Below are 21,090 nucleotides of genomic sequence, written 5' to 3'. Positions count from 1 at the left end.
TCACCGAGAGTCAGGGCACCGATCGCGTCCTGTCAAGAAAACCGGGACTTCTGAACGTTTCTTGCGGATTGACGGCCGATTACGACCTGCGCCATGCTCGATTGGCGTGAGAGCGCTCTCCCAATCCTGCTGCGGAGAGGAAAGCTTCAATGAGGAAGCCCTTGTTCCACATCGCCGCCGTCATCGGGCTGATAGCCACAGCACTCAGCGTTCCCGGTGCGGCACAAGGAGAACCAGTCCGCGTGGCCGAGTTCCTCGCGGAGTGCCCGATCAGCCACCGGCTGGCGGACGACCCGATCGTGCTGCCGAACCTGGCCGGTGCCTCGCACTTCCACGACTTCTTCGGCAACCACTCGACGAACGCCCGTTCCACCCAGCAGTCGCTGGAGGGCCAGACCGGCAACTGCAACCCGGCCTCGGACATCTCGTCCTACTGGGTGCCGACGCTGTACCGGAACAACACGGCGATCGCACCGACCGGCGTCACCTTCTACTACCTCGGTGAAGGCGTGAACAACCCGGCGGCGATCCAGCCGACGCCGTACGGGTTGAAGATCGTCGCGGGCAACGCGAAGGCCACGGGTGATGCCGACAGCATCGCGCGCTGGTCCTGCCTGCACGCCGGGCACGTCAACCCGTCCAAGAACTTCGTGACCTGCCCGGCGGGCACGATGCTCGAGACCTACCTGGACTTCCCGCAGTGCTGGGACGGCCGCAACCTCGACTCGGCCGACCACAAGTCCCACATGTCCTACCCGGTCGCGGGCGGCTGCCCGTCGAGCCACCCCGTCTCCGTGCCGAAGCTGCGCATGGTGCTGCGGTACCCGGTGAACGGCAGCACCGCCGGACTGCGGCTCGCTTCCGGTACGGGACAGACGATGCACGGTGACTTCTTCAACGTGTGGCCGCGCGCCGAGATGGAACGCCGCGTCCGCAACTGTCTCAACGTGGTGATCAAGTGCGACCACAACGGCAACCACGGATGACAGTGCTCCTGCTGGCAGGCCTTCTCGCGGCCTGCCAGCAGGCTCCACCCGCACCACCTCCTCCACAACCGACGCCCCAGAACGGTTATGGCGCAACGGAACGAGCGTTCGTCGAGCTGGCGATCGCCACCGACGAGCAGGCGCTCAAGCTGCTCGACCTCACCGACTCCACCGAGCTGAAGCAGAACCGGAACGTCGAGCTCACCGAACTGAGGAAGCTGCTCGACGCGCCGTACGTCAACAACCACGCCGGGCACGACATGCCGGGCATGCCGACGGACGCCGAGATCCAGCTCGCCTCGACCAGTCCGGACGCGCTGAAGCAGTTCGTGCACACCCACCTCACGGAATCCCTCGAGGTCGTGCGGTCGGCGGGGCCGGCCATCACCCACCCGCCGACCGCCGAGGTGGTCAAGCTGATGGAACGCCACCGCACGGCGGAACTGGCGGCCGGGTGAAGCGCGTGACGCTGGAGGAGGTGGCTCGGGTGGCCGGGGTGTCGCGCGCGACCGCGTCGAGAGTCGTCAACGGTGCCTCCAGCGTCGACGAGTCGTTGCGGCACGCCGTGCAGAAGGCCATCTCCAGCACCGGTTACCTGCCGAACATCGCCGCCCGCTCCCTCGTCACCCGTCGGGCCGACGCGATCGGGTTACTGCTGCCCGACGAGCGCCGCATGGACGGCGACCCGCACCTCGCGAGCGTCGTCAGCGGCGTCACCCGCGTCGTCCGCCCGCTCGGCATCCACCTCGTGCTGATGATGACCGGACCGGGCACCCGTGAGCAGGCCCTGAGCGACCTGCGGTGCGGACGGCTGGACGGCGTGATCCTCGTGCACACCGATCCGGCGGACCCGGTGCCCGGCCAGCTGATCGCGGCCGGGCTCCCCGTCGTGCTGGCCGGCCGCCCGCTCAGGCCGATGCCGATCACCTACGTCGACGTGAACCAGACCGCGGGCGCCGCACTGGCCGGACGCCGCCTCAAGTCGTTGCAGCGCAACCGGATCGCGACGATCACCGGCCCGCAGGACACCGCGGCGGGCCAGGACCGGCTCGCCGGGTTCCTCGCCGAGGTGCCGGACGCCGTGGTGGTGCACGGGGACTTCACCCGGCAGTCCGGCATCGCCGCGATGGAGAGGCTGCTCCGCTGCTGCCCGGACGTCGACGGCGTGTTCATCGCCTCGGACCTGATGGCGAACGGCGCCATCCCCGTCCTGCACCGCAACGGCCGCAAGGTTCCCGCCGACGTGGCCGTCGTCGGGTTCGACGACAGCAGCGCCGCCCTGACGTCCGAACCCGAGCTGACAACGGTCCGGCAGCCGATCAGCGACATGGCCGCGGAGATGGCCCGTCAGCTGCTGCGCCAGATCGAACAGCCGCGCTCCCCCGCCACGTCGGTGATGTTCGAGCCGTCGCTGGTGGTCCGGGACAGCGGCTGATCACGCGCTGCGCTGACGCACCGGCATGTCCCGGGCGATCGCCCACGTGCCGGCGAGCGCGACGAGGAACGCCGCCACCGACAGGACGTGCCAGCCCGACCCCAGCACCGACGGGACGTTGCGGAAGAACGGGAAGTCGCCCGAGCCGGGGATCTGCACCCGCGTGATCACCACGAACGCGAACGCGACGGGGAGCACGAAGATCCCGCCCGCGCCGAACCTGTCGAACGCCGCCGCGCAGAGCATGCCCACGGCGACCCACACCAGGTACATCTGGAAGTACGCGTACTGCGTGCCGTGCTCGCCCGCGCTCCAGTCCATCAGCGAGTAGATCCCGCCCTCGACGAGGAACCCGAGCCACTCGGCCACCGTCATCACGAGCGCCAGCACGACGGAGAACCCTGACGCGGCAACGAGGAACTCGCGGCGCGTGCGGCCGTGCGCGATGGCGATCGGCAGCGTGTTGTGGATCGCGTAGACACCGATGAACAGCAGGAACCACGGCCCGATCTGGGACGCGACGACGTTCCACGCGCTGATCTCGACGTCGCGGAAGATCGAGACGACGAACGTCAGCGCCACGACGAACGCGAACGCGCCGCCCGCGACCAGCGCGCTGAACGTGGTGAGCGCCGTGGTCAGGTGGCGGAAGATCTTCACCGCTTGCCTCCGACCGGTTCGGTGAGGTGGACGAACAGGTCCTGCAACGCGATCGGGCCCAGTTCCAGGCCGAGCTGGCGGGCGCGGACCAGCTGTCCGTCGTCCAGCGCGCCGTAGACCATCGCGGCTTTGGTGCGTCCCAGCGACTTCTCGCCGAGCACGGTCAGCCCGGCCGTGAACTCGTCGACGTCGGAGGCGTTGCCGGTGACCTCGGTACCGCGCGAGCGCAGCACGTCGGCCTCCTCCTGCAGCACCAGCCGACCGGCGTCGATGATCAGCACCTCCTCCAGCAACGAGGAGAGCTCCTCGATCAGGTGCGTGGAGATGACGATCGTGCGCGGGTGTGCCATGAAGTCGTGGAGCAGCGTGTCGTAGAACGCGTACCTCGTCGGGGTGTCCATGCCGAGGTGCGACTCGTCCAGCATCGTCAGCGGCGAGCGGCTGGCGAGCCCGATGACGACGCCGAGCGCGGACCGCTGCCCCAGCGACAGTTCGCCGACCTTGGTCTTCAGGCCGATCCTGAACAGGTCCACCAATTCGAGCGCGTAGTCGTTGTCCCACGTGTCACGCCACGCGGCGCCGTACTCGAGGACGTGCGAGACCTTGTCGCTCTTGTCCGCGGCGTCGGCGCTGTGCCGCACCAGGCAGACCTGACGCATCGAGGCGGCGTTCTCGAAGACCGGAGCGCCGTCGAGCTGAACGGATCCTGAAGGCTTGCGGTACCCCGCCAGCGCCGACATCAGGCTGGTCTTGCCCGCGCCGTTGCGACCGAGCAGCCCGTAGATCTTGTTGCCCGACAACGAGAAGCTCATGTCGTCGATGGCGACCGTGTCGCCGTAGCGAACCGTTAAGCCCTGCACGTCGATCCGCATCACACGCCCCCGTTCTTCTCGTGCTGTTCGATCCGGCGGATGACCTCGGCGAGCGGGATGCCGATGGCACGCGCCTCCGCGACCATCGGGTCCACGACCTCGCCGAAGAACGTCTCCCGCCCCTGTGCCCGCAGCATGTCGCGAGCCTGCGCGCCCACGAACATCCCGATCCCCCTCTTCTTGTAGAGCACCTGTTCGTCCACCAGCTGCTGGAAGGCCTTCGCCGCGGTGGCCGGGTTGATCCGGTAGTAGGAGGCGTACTGGTTGGTCGACATGACCTGCTCGTCCGCCTTCAACGCCCCGCTGAGCACGTCCGCCTTGATCCGGTCGGCGATCTGCCGGTAGATCGGGCTCCGGTCGTCGAACATGGGTTACTTCCTTGGTTCGTTACTCATGTAATGAACCATAGCACCGGCGGCGTAGGATCGGCCAGGTGGTCGGGGTCGCGATCCTCTGCGCGGTGCTCGCGGCCGGGTGCAGCGCACTCGGCGCGATGTGGCAGCACGCCGGTGTGCGGGAGACCCCTGACCTGAAGCTCGCCTCCGCGCATCAGCTCGTGCGCTCACGCCGCTGGGTGCAGGGATTCCTGGTGCTCTTCGCGTGCGCGGTGCTGCAGGTCGTCGCGCTGGCGCTGGCCCCGGTGTCGGTGGTCGCACCGTTGAACGCGCTGGCCATCCCGATCATCGCGGTGGCCCGTGCGCGCCGGCTGACCGGGCTGCTCGCCGTGGCGGTGCTGGTGGCGACGGCCGGGATCGTGGTGTTCGTGTCCATCACGGCGGGCGCGGCGGTGCCGACCGAGGTCTCGCCGAAGGTGGCGCTGCAGGCCGGCCAACTCGTCGTCGCGGGCGTGCTGGTGTGCGTCGTCGCCGCGACGTTCACGGCGGGGGCGATCCGGGCGCTGGCGCTCGCGATCGGCGCCGGGATCGCGTACGGACTGGTCGCCGTGCTGGTCAGGGACGTCACGACGGCGTTGCCGGTGGTCGAGTGGGTGTCGCTCGGCGGGCTGGCCGTCGCCTTCCTGACCGGGGCGTGGTTCATCCAGCTCGGGTACGCCGCCGGACCACCGGACCTCGTCGTGGCCGGGCAGACCGTCGTGAACCCGATCGTGGCGGCGTGGATCGGCATCAAGCTGCTCGGCGAGGGCACGGGGATGAGCGCGCTGTCGCAGGCGGGCCTCGTGATCAGCGCGGTGGCCGCGGTGACCGGGACCGTCGTGCTGGCCCACTACCACCGGGTCAGGGTCGACGCCTGACCCGGCGGGCACGTCCCCCGTGGACCTACTTGACGGCCTGGAGCTTCGGTTCAGCGAGCTGCTGCTGGACCCGGCGCAGCACCGAGTCAAGGATCTCGCCGACGCGCACCGCCGTGTTCGACAGCAGCGACGACGTGATGCCGTGCGTGTGTTCAGTGCCGCCCTGCAGGTAGATGCCTCCGCTCAGGGCGTCACCGGTGACGACGCGGTAGTCACGGGTCACCTTCAGGCGGCCGCTGTCGTCGCGTTCGCAGTGGCGGCCGAGGTCGCCGAGCAGCCGGACGGGGTTGGCCGGCCGGTAGCCCGTCGCGTACACGACCACGTCGGCGTCGATCGGCAGCCGGCCGCCGTCCGCGAGCGACTCGACGACGCACTTGCCGTCTGCCGTCACGTCGATGAGCCTGGAGGTGTTGTGCAGCAACAACCTCTGGCGTCCGACGACCTTCTCGCGGTACACCCGCCGGTAGAGCTCCTCGATCAGGTCGCCGTCGACCACGCCGTAGTTCGTGTTGGCGTGGTAGCCCATGAGCCTGCGCTTGACCTCTTCGGGCGCGGAGTAGAAGTCGTCCACGGCGGCGGGGTCGAAGATCCGGTTCGCGAACGAGCTGTCGTCGGCGGGGCTGTAGCCGTACCGCGCGAAGACGCCGTGCACCTCGGCCCGCGGGAACCGGTCGTAGAAGAACGCCACGGCCTCGGCCGCGCTCTGCCCCGCACCGACCACGACGACCTGACGCGGGTCCTCCAGCGTGTCGACGCGGGTGAGCAGGTCCTTGCTGTGCCAGATCCGGTCGCTCGTCTCGATGCCGTCCGGCAGGTTGGCCTCGAGGCCGGTCGCGAGCACCAGGTTGCGCGCCCGGACCCGCTGCTCCCCCGCGGTGAACTCGAAGCCCTCGTCCACGGCGCGGACCTCGGAGACCTCCGCGCCGTACGACACGTGGTGCCCGACCCGTTCCGCGGCCCACTCGAAGTAGTCGTGGAACTCCTTGCGCAGCGGGAAGAGGTTCTTGTGGTTGACGAAGTCGATCAACCGCCCGCGGTCGCGCAGGTAGCACAGGAAGCTGAAGCCGCTGGTGGGATTGCGCAGGGTGACGAGGTCCTTGAGGAACGAGACCTGCATGGTCGCGTCCTCGAGCAACATCCCCCGGTGCCAGCCGAACCGCGGCTGCCGCTCGAAGAAGCGGGCCCTGACGGGGAGGTCGTGTTCCTCCACGGCGATCGCGAGAGCGAGGTTGGACGGCCCGAAGCCTATTCCGGCCAGGTCTAACACCGGTTCCATCGCGATCCTCTCCTGGCACTCCACCGTGGGGTAAAGTGACCCTAACTTAACTAAGGCATACCTTAGCTAGTGCATTTGGGCGTGATCTACGCCGCTGGTGCACCGGAAGGCGTCACTGAAGTGGCTCGGAGAGGTGAACGGCACCGCGCGGACGCCCCTGCTCAGGTCTGCGCCTTCGGGCGTGGCCGCCCGGGATCGGGGCCGGCCCGGCCGCCGTGGGGGCGCATGAATTCCACGACGGCCGAGCCGGGGATCAGGAACTGCGGGGCCGGGTGATCAGGTCCCGGAACCACCGCGCGCTCTGCTTCAGGGTCCGCTGCTGGGTCTCGTAGTCGACCCGGACGATGCCGAACCGCTTGCCGTAGCCGTAACCCCACTCGAAGTTGTCCATGAGCGACCACGCGAGATAGCCGCGCACGTCCGCACCTGCGCGCACGGCGGCGGCCACGGCCCCGATGTGCGACTTCAGGTACTCGACGCGGTCGGTGTCGGCGACGTGGCCGTCCTCGACGTCGAGGTCGTCGAAGGCCGCGCCGTTCTCGGTGATCACCATCGGCACGCCGTAGTCCTCGTGCAGCCGGACCAGCAACGACGTGAAGCCCTCCGGCACGATCTCCCAGCCCATCGCGGTGACGGGGCGGCCCTGCGGCACCACCTCGGACACGGCCGGGTCGCCGGTCGCCTTGTGGACGTGCGAGGTGTAGTAGTTCACGCCGACCACGTCCAGCGGGGTCGAGATGATCTCCAGGTCGCCGGGGTGGACCGGCATCCCGGCACCGCGTGCGGCGATGTCGGCCAGCACGTCCTCCGGATAACGCCCGTGCACCAGCGGATCCAGGTAGATCCGGGTGCCCAGGCCGTCCGCGCGACGGGCCGCGTCCACGTCACGCGGGTCGTCCGAGGCGGCCGAGTGGGTGCCCATGTTCAGCGTGATGCCCAGCGACGCCACGCCGCGGGAACGCAGCTCCCGCGCGGCCAGTCCGTGCGCCAGCAGCAGGTGGTGCGTGGCGCGCATGGCCTCCGCGAAGTTCGTGCGGCCCGGAGCGTGCCGGCCTGTGTCGTAGCCGAGCATGGCCGAGCACCACGGCTCGTTCAGCGTCGTCCACGTCGGCACCCGGTCGCCCAGCGCGTCGTGCACCAGGCCCGCGAACTCGGCGAAGCGGTAGGCGGTGTCGCGGTGCGGCCAGCCGCCCGCGTCCTCCAGCTCCTGCGGCAGGTCCCAGTGGTAGAGCGTCAGCCACGGGTCGACGCCCTTGTCCAGCAGCTCGTCGACGAGGCGGGAGTAGAAGTCGACGCCCTTGGGGTTCACCGGGCCGCGGCCACCGGGCTGGATGCGCGGCCACGACACGGAGAAGCGGTACTTGTCGACGCCCAGGCCCGCGATCATCGCCACGTCGGCCGGCATGCGGTGGTAGTGGTCGCAGGCCACATCGCCGGTCTCGCCGTTCACGACGGCGCCGGGACGACGGGAGAACGTGTCCCAGATGGACAGTGTCCTGCCGTCCTCGTCCCAGGCACCCTCGATCTGGTACGCCGACGTGGCGACGCCCCAGAAGAAGTCGGCCGGCAGACCCTCGCGCGGATTAGACATGCACACCCTCCAGCCAGCACGCCACGCGGCGCGTCTCCTCCACGGACTCGAGCGACGGCATCCGCTCGCCGCACACGTCCATCGCGGACGGGCACCGCGGGTGGAACGGGCAGCCCGAAGGCATCGACCGCAGGTCCGGCGGTGAGCCCGGAATGCCCTTCAGCTCACGACGCGGGCCGCGCAACGCCGGGAACGACGAGAGCAGGCCCTGGCTGTACGGGTGCTTGGCGGCGCGGTAGATCTCCCCCGCCGGCGCCTCCTCGACCACGCGCCCGCCGTACATGATCGCGATCCGGTCAGAGAACTCGACCAGCAGCGAGATGTCGTGGGTGATGAAGATGACCGAGAAGCCGAGCGTCTCGCGCAGCCGCATCATCTGGCCGAGGATCTGCCGCTGCACCACCACGTCCAGCGCGGTCGTCGGCTCGTCCATGATGACGACCTCGGGTTCGAGCGCGAGCGCCATCGCGATCATCACGCGCTGCCGCATGCCGCCGGAGAGCTGGTGCGGGTACGCCGTGAGCCGGTCGGCCGGGATGCCGACCAGACCAAGCAACTCGCGAGCACGGGCGGTGCGCGCCGGCCGCTTCACGTCCGGCCGGTGGGTGCGCAGCACGTCGTCCAGCTGGGTGGCGACCGAGATGACCGGGTTCAGGGCGTTCATCGCGCCCTGGAACACGATCGCGATCTCGCTCCACCGCAGCACCTGCAGTTCCTTGTCGCTCAGCGACAGCAGGTCCTTGCCCTTGAAGAACACTTCGCCCGAAGGCACGTGTCCCGGCGGTTGCAGGAGCCTGGTCGCTGCGTAGGCCAAAGTGGACTTGCCGCTGCCGCTCTCCCCCGCGAGCCCGAGCACCTCGCCCTTGTTCAGGGTCAGCGTGACGTTGTGCACGGCACGCAGCGTGCCGTAGTCGACCGAGAGATCGCGGATCTCCAGCACCGGGCTCATGCGCGCACCTTCCGCAGCCGGGGATTCGCGTACTCGTCGATCCCGAAGTTGATCAGCGCCAGCGCCGTGCCCAGCAACGCGATGCACAGGCCGGCGGGGACGAACCACCACCACGCGCCCAGGCCGAGCGCCTGGTTGCTCTGCGCCCAGAACAGGATCGTGCCCCAGTTCCAGGTCGACAGCGAGATGACGCCGACGAACGACAGCGTGATCTGCAGCATGACCGCGAAGATCACCGTGCCGACGAAGCCGGAGCCGATGACGGCCAGCAGGTTCGGCAGCACCTCGAACACGATGATGCGCCAGGTGCGTTCACCGGACGCCCGCGCGGCCTCCACGAAGTCCCTGCGCCGCAACGACATCGTCTGGGCGCGCAGGATCCGCGCACCCCACGCCCACGCGGTCAGGCTGATCACCGCGGCGATCAGCACGGTGTCCGCCGAGGGCAGCATCGAGGCCACGATGATGATCAGCGGCAGCGCCGGGATCACCAGGAAGACGTTGGACAGCATGGACAACGCCTCGTCGGCCGCGCCGCCGAGGAACCCGGCGGTCACCCCGACGAGGATCGACAGGAAGGTCGCGAGCACACCGCAGACCAGCCCGACGACCATCACCCCCCTGGTGCCCACGAGCACCTGGGAGAAGATGTCCTGCCCGGTCATGGTCGTGCCGAACCAGTGCGACCCCGACGGCGGCGACAGCAGGTCGTCGCTCATCGCGGACGGGTCGTACGGCGCGATCCACTCGCCGATCACCGCGATCAGCGTGAAGAAGGCCAGGATGCCCAGGCCCAGCTTGGTCTTGAAGTTCATCCGTCAGCCCTCCTTCCGGGTGCGCGGGTCCAGCAGCAGGTAGCCGATGTCCGCGAGCAGGTTCGCCACCAGCACCGCCAGCGTGATCACCAGGAACACGCCCTGCATCAACGGGTAGTCCTTCCCGCCGATGCCCTGGAACAGCACGTACCCCAGGCCCGGGTAGGAGAAGACCATCTCGACCAGCAGGGCGCCGCCGACGATGAACCCCAGCGACAGCGCGAAACCGGAGATCGACGGCAGCACGGCGTTGCGCGCGGCGTAGGCGAACATGATCCGCTTCTGGGTGAGTCCCTTGGCCCGTGCGACGAGCACGTAGTCCTCGGCGGTCACGGTCACCATCATGTTGCGCATGCCGAGGATCCAGCCGGCCACCGAGCTCACGACGATCGTGACGCCGGGCAGCACCGCGTGCTCCAGCACGCTGCCGATGAACTCGCCGGAGAACTCCGGCACGAGCCCCGGCGCGTAGCCGCCGGACGCCGGGAACAGCGGCCACGTCACGGAGAACAGCGAGATCGCGATCAGCCCGAGCCAGAAGTACGGGATCGACGAGAGGAACGTCGTGACCGGGATGAGGTTGTCCATCCACGACCCGCGCTTCCAGCCCGCGTAGACGCCCAGCAGGGTGCCGAGCAGGAACGCGATGACCGTGGTGACGCCGACGAGGCCGAGCGTCCACGGCATCGACTGCGCGAGCACGTCCGCGACCGGTGTCGGGAAGAACGTGAACGACAGTCCGAGATCACCCCGGAACAGCGAGCCCCAGTAGTCGACGTACTGCTCCCAGATCGACTTGTTGTCGTCGAGTCCGAAGAGGACGTACAGCGACGCCATGGCGTCACTGTTCAGCCGGCCACCGAGCTTGGTGATCATCGCCTGCACCGGGTCGCCGGGAAGCAGGCGCGGCAGCAGGAAGTTGACCGTGATCGCCGCCCACAGGGTCACCAAGTAGAACAACGCACGGCGGAGTAGGAACGTCATGCCGCCGCCTCCACGTACAACCAGCACGCCGCCCAGTGCCCGTAGGAGTCGACCTCGGTGCGCGGTGGCGCCTCGGTCCAGCAGCGGGTCTGCACCTTCGGGCAGCGCGGCGCGAACTGGCAGCCGGTCGAGACCTGCGCGACCTCCTCCAGCGGCGCGTCCAGCGCGACGACGGCCCGTTCGGGGTCGGGCGCGGACTCGATCAGCAGCTGCGTGTACGGGTGGGCGGGCCGCTGCGTCACGGACTCGCTCTCCCCGCCCTCGACGATCTGCCCGCCGTACATCACGAACGTCTCGTCCGCGAAGTAGCGCGCCGACGCGATGTCGTGCGTGATGTAGAGGACCGCGAGCTTGAGCCGTTCCTTCAGGTCCAGCAACAGGTTCAGCACGCCGAGCCGGATGGAGACGTCCAGCATGGACACCGGTTCGTCGGCGAGCAGCACCTCGGGGTTCGCCGCGAGCGCACGGGCGATCGCGACGCGCTGCCGCTGACCGCCCGAGAGCTCGTGCGGGTACCGCGAGGCGAAGTCGGCGGGCAGGTTCACCCGCTGCAACAACTCCTCCACCGTCTCCGACCGCTTGTGGATCTTCAGCGGCCGGGTCAGGTGGTAGCGGATCGTGTGGATCGGGTTGAGGGATGCGAAGGGGTCCTGGAACACCATCTGGACCTTGCGCCGGTACTCCCGGACCCTCCGCACCTTCTCGCCGTCCAGCAGGATCTCGCCGGAGGTGGGTTCCACGAGCCGCGCGAGCAGCTTCGCCACCGTCGACTTGCCTGATCCGGATTCGCCGACGAGGGCGGTCACGCGCCCGCGGCGCAGGACGATGGAGACGTCCTGCACCGCACGCACGCGCTTGTAGGTCTTGACCAGACCCTTCGCTTCAAGCGCGACTTCATTCATGATCAGGATCCCGCGGGCTTCAGCTTCATGACGATCTGGAGGGCGTTGGGCAGGGTCGCCTGCGGCGGACCGTACGGGTCCTCCTCGGTCGGCCAGCCGACCCAGTTCTTCGTGCTGTACTCCGCGCCGATCGGGCCGGCGGAGGTCGGGATCATGGGGACCTGCTCGACCATGATCTTCTGCAGCACCGCGAGGGCCTTGGCCCGCGCCGCGTCGTCGGCGGCGTTCGCGTACTCGGCCAGCGCCGCCGTCGCCTCGGGGTTGTTGTAGCGCCCGAAGTTCACCGCTGCGGTCTGCCCCAGCGGCTTGATCTCCGCGCCGTCCATGATGTTCTGGTACATCTCGTACGGCGTGGCACCGGTGTTGGTCCAGCGCAGCGAGCCCTGGAACTGGCCGTTGGCGAAGTCGGTCGTCCACGCGTCCGCGGTCTGCGTGCGCACGGTCGCCTCGATGCCGATCTTCTTCAGGTCGCCCTTGATGATGTCGAGCACCGTCAGGTAGTCCGACCAGCCGGACGGGTTCGTGAGCTCGAGCGTGACGGGCTTGCCGTCGGGAGCCTGGAGCACGTCACCCGCGTACTTGAAGCCGGCGGCGGTGAGCTTGGCCTTGGCGCCCTCGACGTCGATCTTGAACTTCGCGTCCTTGTACTCCGGCGCGAGGAACGAGTCACCGGCGGGCAACGGCATGCCGGTCTTCGACTCGAGCTTCGGGAACAGCCGTGCCTCACCCTTGACGAAGATCGCCTCGCGGTCGATCACGTCGCTCATCGCGGAGCGCAGCGCGGCGTTGTCGAACGGCGCCACCGTCGTGTTCAGCCACAGGCCGTGGATGCCCAGACCGGCCGGGAACCAGAGCTTGTGGTTCGCCGGGTCCTTGTCGACGTAGAGCTTCTGGTAGTCCGGGATGAAGACGTAGGACCACTGGCTCGCACCCGACGCCAGCGCGGTGGTCTGCGCCGTGTTGTCGTTGTACGAGGTGTACTGGATCTCCGGGACCTTGGGCAGTTCCTGCCAGTACTCTGCGCGCCGCGCGATCGTCACGGTCTGCGAGGTGAACGACTTCAGCTCGTACGGACCGGTGCCGACGGGCTTCGGGTTCGTGTAGGTCGTCGGGTCCTGGATGGTGCTCCACACGTGCTGCGGGATCACCATCGCGCTGATGACCTTGTTGCGGTTCACGAACTGCGGGCTCGCGAACGAGACCTCGACCTTGCCGTCCGGCGTGGCCGTGGCGGTCTCGACCTTGAGCGAGTCGCGGTTGTTGAGCGCGGGCCACTTCTTCAGGATCTCGTACGAGAAGGCGACGTCAGCGGCCGTGAGCGGCTTGCCGTCGGACCACTTCACGTTCTCCCGGATCGTGAAGGTGACCTTCTTGAAGTCCGGCGTCCAGTCCCACTTCGTCGCGAGCCACGGCACCGGGTCCTGGGCCGGGCGCGTGTTGTTCACGAACGCCAGCGGCTCGTAGATCTGGTAGCGGTAGCCGAGCGAACCCGCCGCCGACGTGGGCAGGAACGGGTTGTGGTTCTCGGTCAGCGGCCCGTTGGGCATGCCCACGGTCAACACACCGGAGGCCTTGCTCGATCCGCCGGAGGAGCAACCTGTCGCCGCGAGCGCCAGTGCTAGCGCGACGATGATTGTTCTGCGCATGGGGGAGTCTCCCGATACGACGAAGCATGAGAGCGCTCTCTCATGCGTACGGCGAACTCGCCAGGCCGCATGCGGTGGCCTGGCGGGTTCTCTTCGGTTGTGGTGGAGCGGGGTGGAGTCAGGGCGCGGATTCGCGCACGATCAACGAGGTCGGCAGCACCAGCGGGTGGTCGGGCATCGGCTGTCCCTCGAGCGTGGAGAGCAGCATCCGCGCGGCGGCGGCACCCATCTCCTGCAGCGGCTGGCGGATCGTCGTCAGCCGGGGTTCGGTGTGTCCCGCGACCGGGACGTCGTCGAAGCCGACCACGGACACGTCGTCGGGGACGGTCCTGCCGGACTCCCGCAGCGCCCGCAGCACCCCGACCGCCGAGAGGTCGTTCTGCGCGAACACGGCGTCGAACGGGATCCCGCTCGCCACGAGCTTGTCCACGGCGACCTCACCACCCTCGGTGGTGAAGTCACCGTCGACGACGAGATCCGGGTGCAGCGTCAGGCCCGCCTCCGCCAAAGCGAGCCGGAACCCGTCCAGCCTCGCCTGAGTGCACCCGAAGTGCGGAGGTCCGGTGACGACGGCGAACCTGCGGCGGCCCGCCGCGACGAGATGCCTCGCGACATCCGCGCCTCCCTGCCGGTTCGTCGTCGTCACCGAAGGGAACTCCGGGTGCGAGCCGCGGTCGTCGATCATGACGACCGGCAGGCCCGCCCGGTAGAGCGTGGAGATGTAGTGCAGCGCGTCCGGCGGCTCGACGACCAGCAGCCCGTCGAAAGCGTTGGCGGACACGTGGTTCGCGAACTGGTTCAGCGACTCCGGCCCGCGGTTGAGCGTGTAGAGCAACAGCCCGTACCCATCGGCCTCGAGGGTGTCGACGATGCCTTGCAGCACCTCACCCATCCACGGCCACGTGAGAGAGGGCGCGAGCATCGCGACGGTCCGCGTACGCCCCCGAGCAAGACCAACCGCACGTGCGCTGGGCACGTACCCGATCTCGTCGATGACCTTGCGAACCCGTTGCGCCGTAGAGGCGTCCACGTCCGGCTTGCCGTTCAGCACGCGTGACACGGTCGCTTTGGACACCTGGGCGCGTTGGGCGACCTCTGCGATCGTGACACGCATGCCGAACTTCCTTCCGCCGCCTCCTGGAACCGGTTCCGTAACCGGTTCCGACGAGGTGTGACGGAGTCAACAGCCTTACCTGAGGATTAGTCAAGACTCTTGCCGGAAGTTCGTGAGAGCGTTTCCACAGCAACGTGCATCGATGCAGGTAGAACACCATCGAGTGACTCGAATTGATACACCTTGATCGATTCGCCCTTCCGTGTTCCACTACTCCGTTCGGCGCACCCCCCAGCGTCTCAACTTATCGTGCACAATCGGGACCATGGGGGTTGTCACGGCGGTAAGCCGCAACGAGGAGTACACGTTCACCAAGCCCACCCGCGACAGCATCACGCTGCTCGCCGGCCTGGGCATCGAAGGCGACGTCCACCAGGGCGTCACGGTCAAGCACCGATCCCGGATGGCCCAGGACCCGACACAACCGAACCTCCGCCAGGTGCACCTGATGCACTCCGAACTCTTCGACGAGCTCCGCTCGAAGGGCTTCCCCGTAGAACCGGGCGAGATCGGCGAGAACATCACCACCCGAGGCATCGACCTCCTCGGCCTCCCCACCGGCACGCTGCTGCACCTCGGCCCCGAGGCCGTCGTGGAAGTCACCGGCCTGCGCAACCCGTGCATCCAGATCGACAGGTTCTCGAAGGGCCTGCTCAAGGAAGTGGTGGGCAAGGGTCCCGACGGACAACTGGTGCGGCGCGCGGGAATCATGTCGATCGTCCTGGTGGGCGGCGTCGTGCGCCCCGGCGACGAGATCCGCGTGGAACTCCCGGCAGAACCGCACCGCCCACTGGAAAAGGTCTGACCAGGCAACCATCACCCGCACTCGCTCACGCAGGCCAACCTCGGACCAAGCCCGGCGCGCGCCACCACCCGCACTCGCCAACGCAGGCCAACCTCGGACAAAGCCGGGCGCGCGCCACCCGCACTCGCCAACGCAGGCCAACCTCGACGCAAGCCCGGCGCGCGGTGCCAACCGGAAGCCGCAATCGCAGGCCAACCTCGACGCAAGCCCGGCGCGCGGTGCCAACCGGTCAGCCAGCAACGCATCCCAACCACCTACGGGTCCTGGCGTGGCGATGCGAAGCGAGCCGTCTGAACCTGCTCATCCATGGGTACCGGTAGGCACCTCACATGGCGATTGGGGCTTTACCTTGAGGGGGCGGGATGCCACCCTCACGGGCACGGCCGGGCGCTTCTCAGCCCGGCCTTTTTCCGGCCGTCACGCATCCCGCCAGAGGCTCAAGGTCAAGCCCCAATCGCGGCCCCTTGATCCGTCATGACCCGCCGGACCACCCTCGCAAGGCGACCGTGCCCCAGGTACGCGACCAACCCCGCTGGAACCGGCACCAGCCAACGCAAGTCGACCCGCGCGAGGCGCCTACTCATTCCCAAAGTGATCATCAAGAATCACCGAAATGGTCCGAGGCGCCTCCACCACAGCCAAATGCGCCGCATCCCCAACCACATACAACTCAGAATCCGGCAACGCATCAGCGATCTGCCGCACCAACTCGGTAGGCGTCGCCTGATCCTGAGCCGCAGCCACGACCACAGTGGGCACATCGATCTTCACCAGATCAGCCCGAAGATCCATCTCCCGCACCGCTTCAACACAGGCGAGGTACGAAGCCGGATCAACCCTCAACAACTCAGCCCGGAACCGAGCAACCACATCCGGCGGGCACAACGGCGTGAACCACCGCGACAAAACAGCATCCGCCGCCGCCTCCATCCCCAACCCCCGCACAACCGAGATCCGCTCGTCCAACCGCCCCTTGTCCGGCACCCAGGCGGTAGTGCACACCAACGCGAGCCGAGACACACGATCGGTGTGCGCCGCGAGCCACATCCCGACCATCCCGCCCAACGAGACCCCGCAGTAGTACACCTGGCGCAATCCCAAGTGGTCCAACAGCTCCACAACATCCCCGGCCAGGTCAGCGATCGAACACGCCCCGGGAACGGCCGGGCTCAGCCCGTGCCCCCGGTGGTCGAAGCGCAGCACCCGGAACCGCAACGAGAAGTCGTCCCACAGCGAAGTGGTCGTCCCGAGTGCGTTGCCGAGCACCAGGACCGGCGCGTTCTCCGGCCCGGTCAGCGTGTGGTGAGCGAGCACGGCGCCACCTCCTAGCGAGACCCCGACAACCGCGAGTCTGCCTGGGCTTTTCCCCGTCCGCACGGCGAATTCCGTTCACACCTTCACGCCTACCGACAACCACCGGCCTGGCCCCCGCCGAAACACTGTTACGGGGAGCAGAATGGATGCCTGCCGCAGCCGTCGACCGCACCGGGAAGCCGATGAACGCCGTTGCTCCGTTCGCGCACGAAGCCCTGTTCTACCGGGACGAGGACACCTTCCTCTCCGGTACGGCGAGATTCGTGGCGGACGGCGTCGACAACGGCGAGCCCGTGCTGGTGGCGGTGCCCGAGGTGAGCATCGCTCCGTTGCGCGCACGGCTGGGAGCGGTCGCGGACCAGGTGCACTTCATCGACATGACCGAGGCCGGCCGCAACCCCGGGCGGATCATCCCGGGTGTGCTGATGGCGTTCAGCGCGAGCACCCAGCGCCGGTTCCGCATGGTCGGGCAACCGATCTGGCCCGGCCGCACCGAGCTCGAGTACCCGGCGTGCGTGCAGCACGAGGCGTTGATCAACACCGCGTTCGAGGGACGGCACGGCGTCATCCTCTGCCCGTACGACGCGACGGCGTTGCCCGGTCACGTGCTGGACGACGCGCGGCGCACCCATCCCGTGGTGATCGACGGCGAGCGGCGGGTGGCGAGCGAGTGGTACACCGACCCCACCGCGCTCGCCGACATCTACAACGTGCCGTTGCCGCCGCCACCGCCCGGCGTCGAGGAGCACCAGTTCTCCGTCGGCACGCTCGCGCACATGCGCAAGCTCGTGTCAGCGCACGCGCACTGGTTGCGTCGCGAGCAGGTCGAGGACCTGGTGCTCGCGGTCAACGAGCTCGCGACGAACAGCATCCTGCACGCGTCCGGCCGCGGGGTGCTGCGGTTGTGGCGGGAGGACGACACCGCCGTGTGCGAGGTGAGTGACGCGGGCGCCGGCTTCCCGCCGTCGTTCACCGGCCTGTCGGGCTTCGGGATCGTGATGGTGAACCTGTTGTGTGACCTGGTTCGCACCCACACGAGTCACAGCGGTACCACCGTTCGAGTGTACTTGGGGCGGTAGGGAGTCACCGCCATCTCATCGCAATGCGCGCGACACGAGTACCTGTTTTCCTTGCACGGATATGACAGACCACCTCTCCCCCCTCGACATCGCTTTCCTCGCGATGGAGGGCGACTCCAATCCGTTGCACCTCGGTGCGGTCGCGACCTTCGCACCGTCCACTCCGGTGCATCCGGCCCGCATCGCCGCCGTGCTCTGCGAACGGGCGCAAGAGATCCCGCGCCTGCGTCAGCGCGCCCGCACCTCGATGCTGGGCGGCGCGCGCTGGGTCGAGGACCCCGGCTTCGCACCCGAGGACCACGTCTTCACGCACCACGTGCGCGGCCGTGATCGCTTCGCCACCCTGGTCTCCCACCTCATGGCACAGCCGCTCGACCTCGCCCGCCCGCCGTGGGAGCTGCACGTCGTCACCGGTCTCGCGGGCGGCAGGTTCGCCGTGGTCGCGAAGCTGCACCACTCGCTGTGCGACGGCATGAAGGCCGTTGGCCTGGGAATCCAGCTCTTCGACCCGTCGCGGCTGTCCATTCCGGACGCTCCGGAACCGGCGGTGAGGTCGATCATCCCGTCGCTCCCGTCGCTGCGCGGGATCAAGGACACCCTCGACATCGCGTCGAGCGTGCTGATGAACACGCGCCCGCCGACGCTGAACTCGCCGGTGCTCACCGCGTCCACCCGGCCACGCCGCGTGGTGATGTCGCGCCTGGATCTCGCGGACGTGCACCGAATCCGCCGCGCGCACGGCGGCACGGTGAACGACGTGCTGCTCGCCCTCGTCACAGGTGCGTTGCGCCACTGGCTTTCCGCGCACGGCAGCGCGGGCCCCGACTCGGTCGTCCGGGCCCTGATCCCGGTTAACCAGCGCTCACGCTCCGGCGACGGCGCCTCGGGCAACCAGATCTCCGGCTTCCTCGTCTCACTGCCGGTCGGCGAGCCGGACCCGGCGCAGCGGCTGCGGAACATCCGCGCGCAGATGGAGTCGGCGAAGGCCGCGGGCCCGGACCGGGGCGCGGGCGCGTTGCCGCTGCTCGCCGACAAGGTGCCGCCGCTGGTGCACCGCCTGGCCGCGCCGGTCATGGGCCGCTGCGCTCCCCTGCTGTTCGACACGCTGGTCACCTCGGTGCCGCTGCCGTCCGTCCCGCTCGCCCTCGACGGCGCGTCGCTGTGCGAGATGTACCCGGTCGCGCCCGTCGCCCCAGGCCACGCGGTCGGCATCGCGCTGTCGGTCTACAAGTCGTCCGTGCACGTCTGCCTGAACACGAACCAGTCGTGGATGTCGGACGCGCACTGGCTCGACAGCGTGCTGCGCCGCGAGCTCTCGGCCCTGCAGGGCACCAGGGAGCTGGTGGGTTTGCCGAGGTAGGGACGCGGGCAAACCTGACTTCATGAGCAACACCCTGGTCCTCGACGTGGACGGCACGCTGGTCGACACCAACTACCACCACACGGTGGCGTGGCTGCGCGCCTTCCGCAGCGTCGACGTCACCGTGCCCGCGTGGCGCGTGCACCGCGCGATCGGCATGGGCGGCGACAGGCTCGTCGCCGCCGTGGCGGGCGACAAGGTCGAAGAGGACCACGGCGACAAGCTGCGCGAGGCCTGGGAGCAGTACTTCGACGAGATGCTGGACGAGATCCAGCCGCTGGAGGGCGCGCACCGCCTCATCCGCGCCGCCACCGACCTGGGCCTGGCCGTGGTGCTCGCGAGCTCGGGCAAGAGCAAGCACATCGAGCACTACCTGAAGCTGCTCGACCCGGGCGACGTCCCCTGGACGACGTCCGACGATGTCGAGGACAGCAAACCGGCGCCGGACATCATCCAGGTGGCGCTGCGCGAGGTGAAGGGCGAACGCGCCGTCGTCGTGGGCGACTCGGTGTGGGACTGCGAGGCCGCCGCACGGGCGGGGCTGCCGTCGATCGGACTGCTCACGGGCGGGTTCGGCGAGGACGAGCTGACCGGCCGCGGGGCTTCGGCGGTGTACCCGGACCTGGACACGCTGCGCGCGGAACTCTCCGACCTGCCGTTCGCCGTGGTGGAAGAGCCGAACGCCTGAGACTCCCCGGCGGAGCCGCCGTAGCAGCCCGGGACGACTGCTACGGCTGAGGAACCGTCGACGGAGCCGGGACCTCCGAAGACTTCTTCTTGTTCTTCTTGTCCTTGCTGGTCGTGGTCGTCTCCCCGACCGGCACGACCTCGCTGGTCTCCACGACCTGCGTGGACGTCCCGGCGACCACCCCACCGGACCCGGGCTGCGGCGCCCCCGGCACACCGGGCGCCTCCGAGACCCCGGACGACGTCTGCACCACGGTCACCGTCGACTGCGTCACCGTCACCACGCGGGTCTGTGCATCCGGCGCCACCGGCTTGTCCGCGGCAGGAGCCTCACCCCCACCGGCGAAGTTCACCACCACCGCGGCCACCGCGGTCGCCGCGACGGCAGCGGCCGCGATCGCCCACCGCTTGCGGGACCGGGGCTCCGGCACGACCGAGGGCGCCGAGGCGGCGAACGTGACCGCCGCGTCCGGCAGCAGGGCCGGTAACCCGCGACTGGCCTCGTGGGCCGCGTTCAACGCCTCCGCGGCCTGGGCGGCGGACGGACGGCGGCTGGGCACCATGTCCGTCATCGCGGACAACAACGACACCCAGGCCGCGGGCAGGTCGACGGGGATCCTGGGCGGACGCGCCAGCCTGGCCAGCGCGGCCTCGGCGTCCCCGCCGGGGTACTCGGGCCGCCCGGTCAGGCATTCCAGCAGCACCAGCCCGAGCGCGTACACGTCGGCGGGCGGCCCGACCTCGACGCCGCGCACCTGCTCCGGCGAGAGGTAGCCCGCGGTGCCGACCAGCACGCCGGACGTCGTCACCCGCGTCACCTCCGCCACCAGGGCGAGGCCGAAGTCCGCGAGGTACGCCTGCTTCTCGGTGTCGTCGAGCAGGATGTTGGACGGCTTGATGTCGCGGTGCACGACGCCCAGGTCGTGCACGTGGTCCAGGACCGCGGCGATCTGGCCGCCGATCCGCGCCACGAACCTCGGGGGCAGCGGTTCGCGCATGCGCTGGCGCAGCGTGCCGCCGGTGATCTCGCGCATCACGAAGTACGGGCGCCGCGACACCGTTCCCGAGGCGTAGACCGGGATGATGCCGGGGCAGTCGAGCGAGACCAGCATCGACGCCTCGCGCTGCAGGCGCAGTTCGTCGTCGGGCAGGCCGGGACCCGCGAAGATCTTGATCGCCACCGAGGACGTCGTCGATCGGTCGTACGCGCGGTAGACCTCCGCCATGCCGCCGGAACCGAGGAGCGTGCCGACCACGAAGCGGTTGTCGATCACCGCCCCGGTCAGATCGCCGTCCCAAGGTGCGCTCATGGGCCTCCGCTCGCCTGCACAGCAACCTAGCGGGTCACCTGGGGTCCCAGGTA

Annotated in this window: 21 protein-coding genes; 8 read left to right on the top strand and 13 right to left on the bottom strand. The window is 68.8% G+C overall.

The window, feature by feature from the left end:
- Nucleotides 1–149: 149 nt before the first annotated feature.
- From IEY88_RS00345 to IEY88_RS00335, 3 genes are read left to right on the top strand one after another with little or no spacing between them, the layout of a single operon-like run.
- Nucleotides 150–986 (top strand): DUF1996 domain-containing protein, encoded by an 837-nt coding sequence (locus tag IEY88_RS00345; RefSeq protein WP_189152524.1) that lies wholly within the window; start codon nucleotides 150–152, stop codon nucleotides 984–986.
- Nucleotides 983–1,444: a hypothetical protein gene (locus IEY88_RS00340; RefSeq protein WP_189152523.1), complete on the top strand. Its 462-nt coding sequence runs from the start codon at nucleotides 983–985 to the stop codon at nucleotides 1,442–1,444. Before IEY88_RS00345 ends, IEY88_RS00340 begins: the two co-directional genes overlap by 4 nt.
- Before the next feature lie 5 nt (nucleotides 1,445–1,449).
- A complete protein-coding gene (locus tag IEY88_RS00335) occupies nucleotides 1,450–2,421 on the top strand; it encodes a LacI family DNA-binding transcriptional regulator (protein ID WP_229692964.1) in 972 nt (323 codons plus the stop codon).
- Here the strand turns inward: IEY88_RS00335 and IEY88_RS00330 are convergent, their stop codons facing one another.
- From IEY88_RS00330 to IEY88_RS00320, 3 genes are read right to left on the bottom strand one after another with little or no spacing between them, the layout of a single operon-like run.
- Nucleotides 2,422–3,081: a hypothetical protein gene (locus IEY88_RS00330; RefSeq protein ID WP_189152521.1), complete on the bottom strand. Its 660-nt coding sequence runs from the start codon at nucleotides 3,079–3,081 to the stop codon at nucleotides 2,422–2,424.
- Nucleotides 3,078–3,953, bottom strand: a complete 876-nt coding sequence (locus IEY88_RS00325; RefSeq protein WP_189152520.1) for an ATP-binding cassette domain-containing protein — start codon at nucleotides 3,951–3,953, stop codon at nucleotides 3,078–3,080. Before IEY88_RS00325 ends, IEY88_RS00330 begins: the two co-directional genes overlap by 4 nt.
- Nucleotides 3,953–4,321: a GntR family transcriptional regulator gene (locus tag IEY88_RS00320; protein ID WP_189152519.1), complete on the bottom strand. Its 369-nt coding sequence runs from the start codon at nucleotides 4,319–4,321 to the stop codon at nucleotides 3,953–3,955. The genes IEY88_RS00325 and IEY88_RS00320 overlap by 1 nt, the downstream gene beginning before the upstream one ends.
- Nucleotides 4,322–4,386: 65 nt before the next feature.
- On the opposite strand from IEY88_RS00320, the gene IEY88_RS00315 reads away from it, so the two are divergent.
- Complete coding sequence (locus tag IEY88_RS00315; protein WP_189152518.1) at nucleotides 4,387–5,205, top strand: DMT family protein; 819 nt, start codon at nucleotides 4,387–4,389, stop codon at nucleotides 5,203–5,205.
- A gap of 25 nt (nucleotides 5,206–5,230) precedes the next feature.
- On the opposite strand, the gene IEY88_RS00310 is transcribed toward IEY88_RS00315, so the two are convergent.
- The 8 genes from IEY88_RS00310 to IEY88_RS00275 form a co-directional block, all read right to left on the bottom strand.
- Nucleotides 5,231–6,481, bottom strand: coding sequence for a lysine N(6)-hydroxylase/L-ornithine N(5)-oxygenase family protein (locus tag IEY88_RS00310; RefSeq protein ID WP_189152517.1), 1,251 nt, complete (start codon nucleotides 6,479–6,481; stop codon nucleotides 5,231–5,233).
- Between the two features lie 253 nt (nucleotides 6,482–6,734).
- Nucleotides 6,735–8,072 (bottom strand): GH1 family beta-glucosidase, encoded by a 1,338-nt coding sequence (locus IEY88_RS00305; protein ID WP_189152516.1) that lies wholly within the window; start codon nucleotides 8,070–8,072, stop codon nucleotides 6,735–6,737.
- A complete protein-coding gene (locus IEY88_RS00300) occupies nucleotides 8,065–9,021 on the bottom strand; it encodes an ABC transporter ATP-binding protein (protein WP_189152515.1) in 957 nt (318 codons plus the stop codon). Before IEY88_RS00300 ends, IEY88_RS00305 begins: the two co-directional genes overlap by 8 nt.
- Nucleotides 9,018–9,836: an ABC transporter permease gene (locus IEY88_RS00295; protein WP_189152514.1), complete on the bottom strand. Its 819-nt coding sequence runs from the start codon at nucleotides 9,834–9,836 to the stop codon at nucleotides 9,018–9,020. Before IEY88_RS00295 ends, IEY88_RS00300 begins: the two co-directional genes overlap by 4 nt.
- Nucleotides 9,837–9,839: 3 nt before the next feature.
- Nucleotides 9,840–10,820, bottom strand: a complete 981-nt coding sequence (locus tag IEY88_RS00290) for an ABC transporter permease (protein WP_189152513.1) — start codon at nucleotides 10,818–10,820, stop codon at nucleotides 9,840–9,842.
- Nucleotides 10,817–11,722, bottom strand: a complete 906-nt coding sequence (locus IEY88_RS45370) for an ABC transporter ATP-binding protein (protein ID WP_189152512.1) — start codon at nucleotides 11,720–11,722, stop codon at nucleotides 10,817–10,819. Before IEY88_RS45370 ends, IEY88_RS00290 begins: the two co-directional genes overlap by 4 nt.
- Before the next feature lie 2 nt (nucleotides 11,723–11,724).
- Nucleotides 11,725–13,368, bottom strand: a complete 1,644-nt coding sequence (locus IEY88_RS00280; RefSeq protein WP_189152511.1) for an ABC transporter substrate-binding protein — start codon at nucleotides 13,366–13,368, stop codon at nucleotides 11,725–11,727.
- Nucleotides 13,369–13,486: 118 nt separating this feature from the next.
- The gene (locus IEY88_RS00275; RefSeq protein ID WP_189152510.1) at nucleotides 13,487–14,482 is read right to left on the bottom strand and encodes a LacI family DNA-binding transcriptional regulator; all 996 of its coding nucleotides are present in this window, start codon (nucleotides 14,480–14,482) and stop codon (nucleotides 13,487–13,489) included.
- A 265-nt stretch (nucleotides 14,483–14,747) separates the two neighbouring features.
- Here IEY88_RS00275 and IEY88_RS00270 point away from each other — a divergent pair, with 265 nt between their 5' ends.
- Nucleotides 14,748–15,287 carry an MOSC domain-containing protein gene (locus tag IEY88_RS00270; RefSeq protein WP_189152509.1) on the top strand — a complete coding sequence of 180 codons (540 nt, stop codon included), beginning with the start codon at nucleotides 14,748–14,750 and terminating at the stop codon, nucleotides 15,285–15,287.
- Nucleotides 15,288–15,863: 576 nt separating this feature from the next.
- Here the strand turns inward: IEY88_RS00270 and IEY88_RS00265 are convergent.
- Nucleotides 15,864–16,601, bottom strand: coding sequence for an alpha/beta fold hydrolase (locus IEY88_RS00265; RefSeq protein WP_189152508.1), 738 nt, complete (start codon nucleotides 16,599–16,601; stop codon nucleotides 15,864–15,866).
- A gap of 146 nt (nucleotides 16,602–16,747) precedes the next feature.
- Between IEY88_RS00265 and IEY88_RS00260 the strand changes: the two genes are divergently transcribed.
- The 3 genes from IEY88_RS00260 (at nucleotide 16,748) to IEY88_RS00250 (ending at nucleotide 19,728) form a co-directional block, all read left to right on the top strand.
- Complete coding sequence (locus IEY88_RS00260; protein WP_229692963.1) at nucleotides 16,748–17,680, top strand: anti-sigma factor RsbA family regulatory protein; 933 nt, start codon at nucleotides 16,748–16,750, stop codon at nucleotides 17,678–17,680.
- A 61-nt stretch (nucleotides 17,681–17,741) separates the two neighbouring features.
- Nucleotides 17,742–19,040 carry a wax ester/triacylglycerol synthase family O-acyltransferase gene (locus IEY88_RS00255; protein WP_189152507.1) on the top strand — a complete coding sequence of 433 codons (1,299 nt, stop codon included), beginning with the start codon at nucleotides 17,742–17,744 and terminating at the stop codon, nucleotides 19,038–19,040.
- Between the two features lie 22 nt (nucleotides 19,041–19,062).
- Nucleotides 19,063–19,728, top strand: coding sequence for an HAD family hydrolase (locus tag IEY88_RS00250; RefSeq protein WP_189152506.1), 666 nt, complete (start codon nucleotides 19,063–19,065; stop codon nucleotides 19,726–19,728).
- 40 nt (nucleotides 19,729–19,768) lie between these two features.
- Here IEY88_RS00250 and IEY88_RS00245 read toward each other — a convergent pair whose 3' ends face one another.
- Nucleotides 19,769–21,037, bottom strand: coding sequence for a serine/threonine-protein kinase (locus tag IEY88_RS00245; RefSeq protein WP_189152505.1), 1,269 nt, complete (start codon nucleotides 21,035–21,037; stop codon nucleotides 19,769–19,771).
- Nucleotides 21,038–21,090: the final 53 nt, after the last annotated feature.

The organism is Lentzea pudingi (genome assembly GCF_014646255.1).
GTDB classification, from domain to species: domain Bacteria; phylum Actinomycetota; class Actinomycetes; order Mycobacteriales; family Pseudonocardiaceae; genus Lentzea; species Lentzea pudingi.
This window is presented reverse-complemented; position numbering and strand designations above follow the sequence as displayed.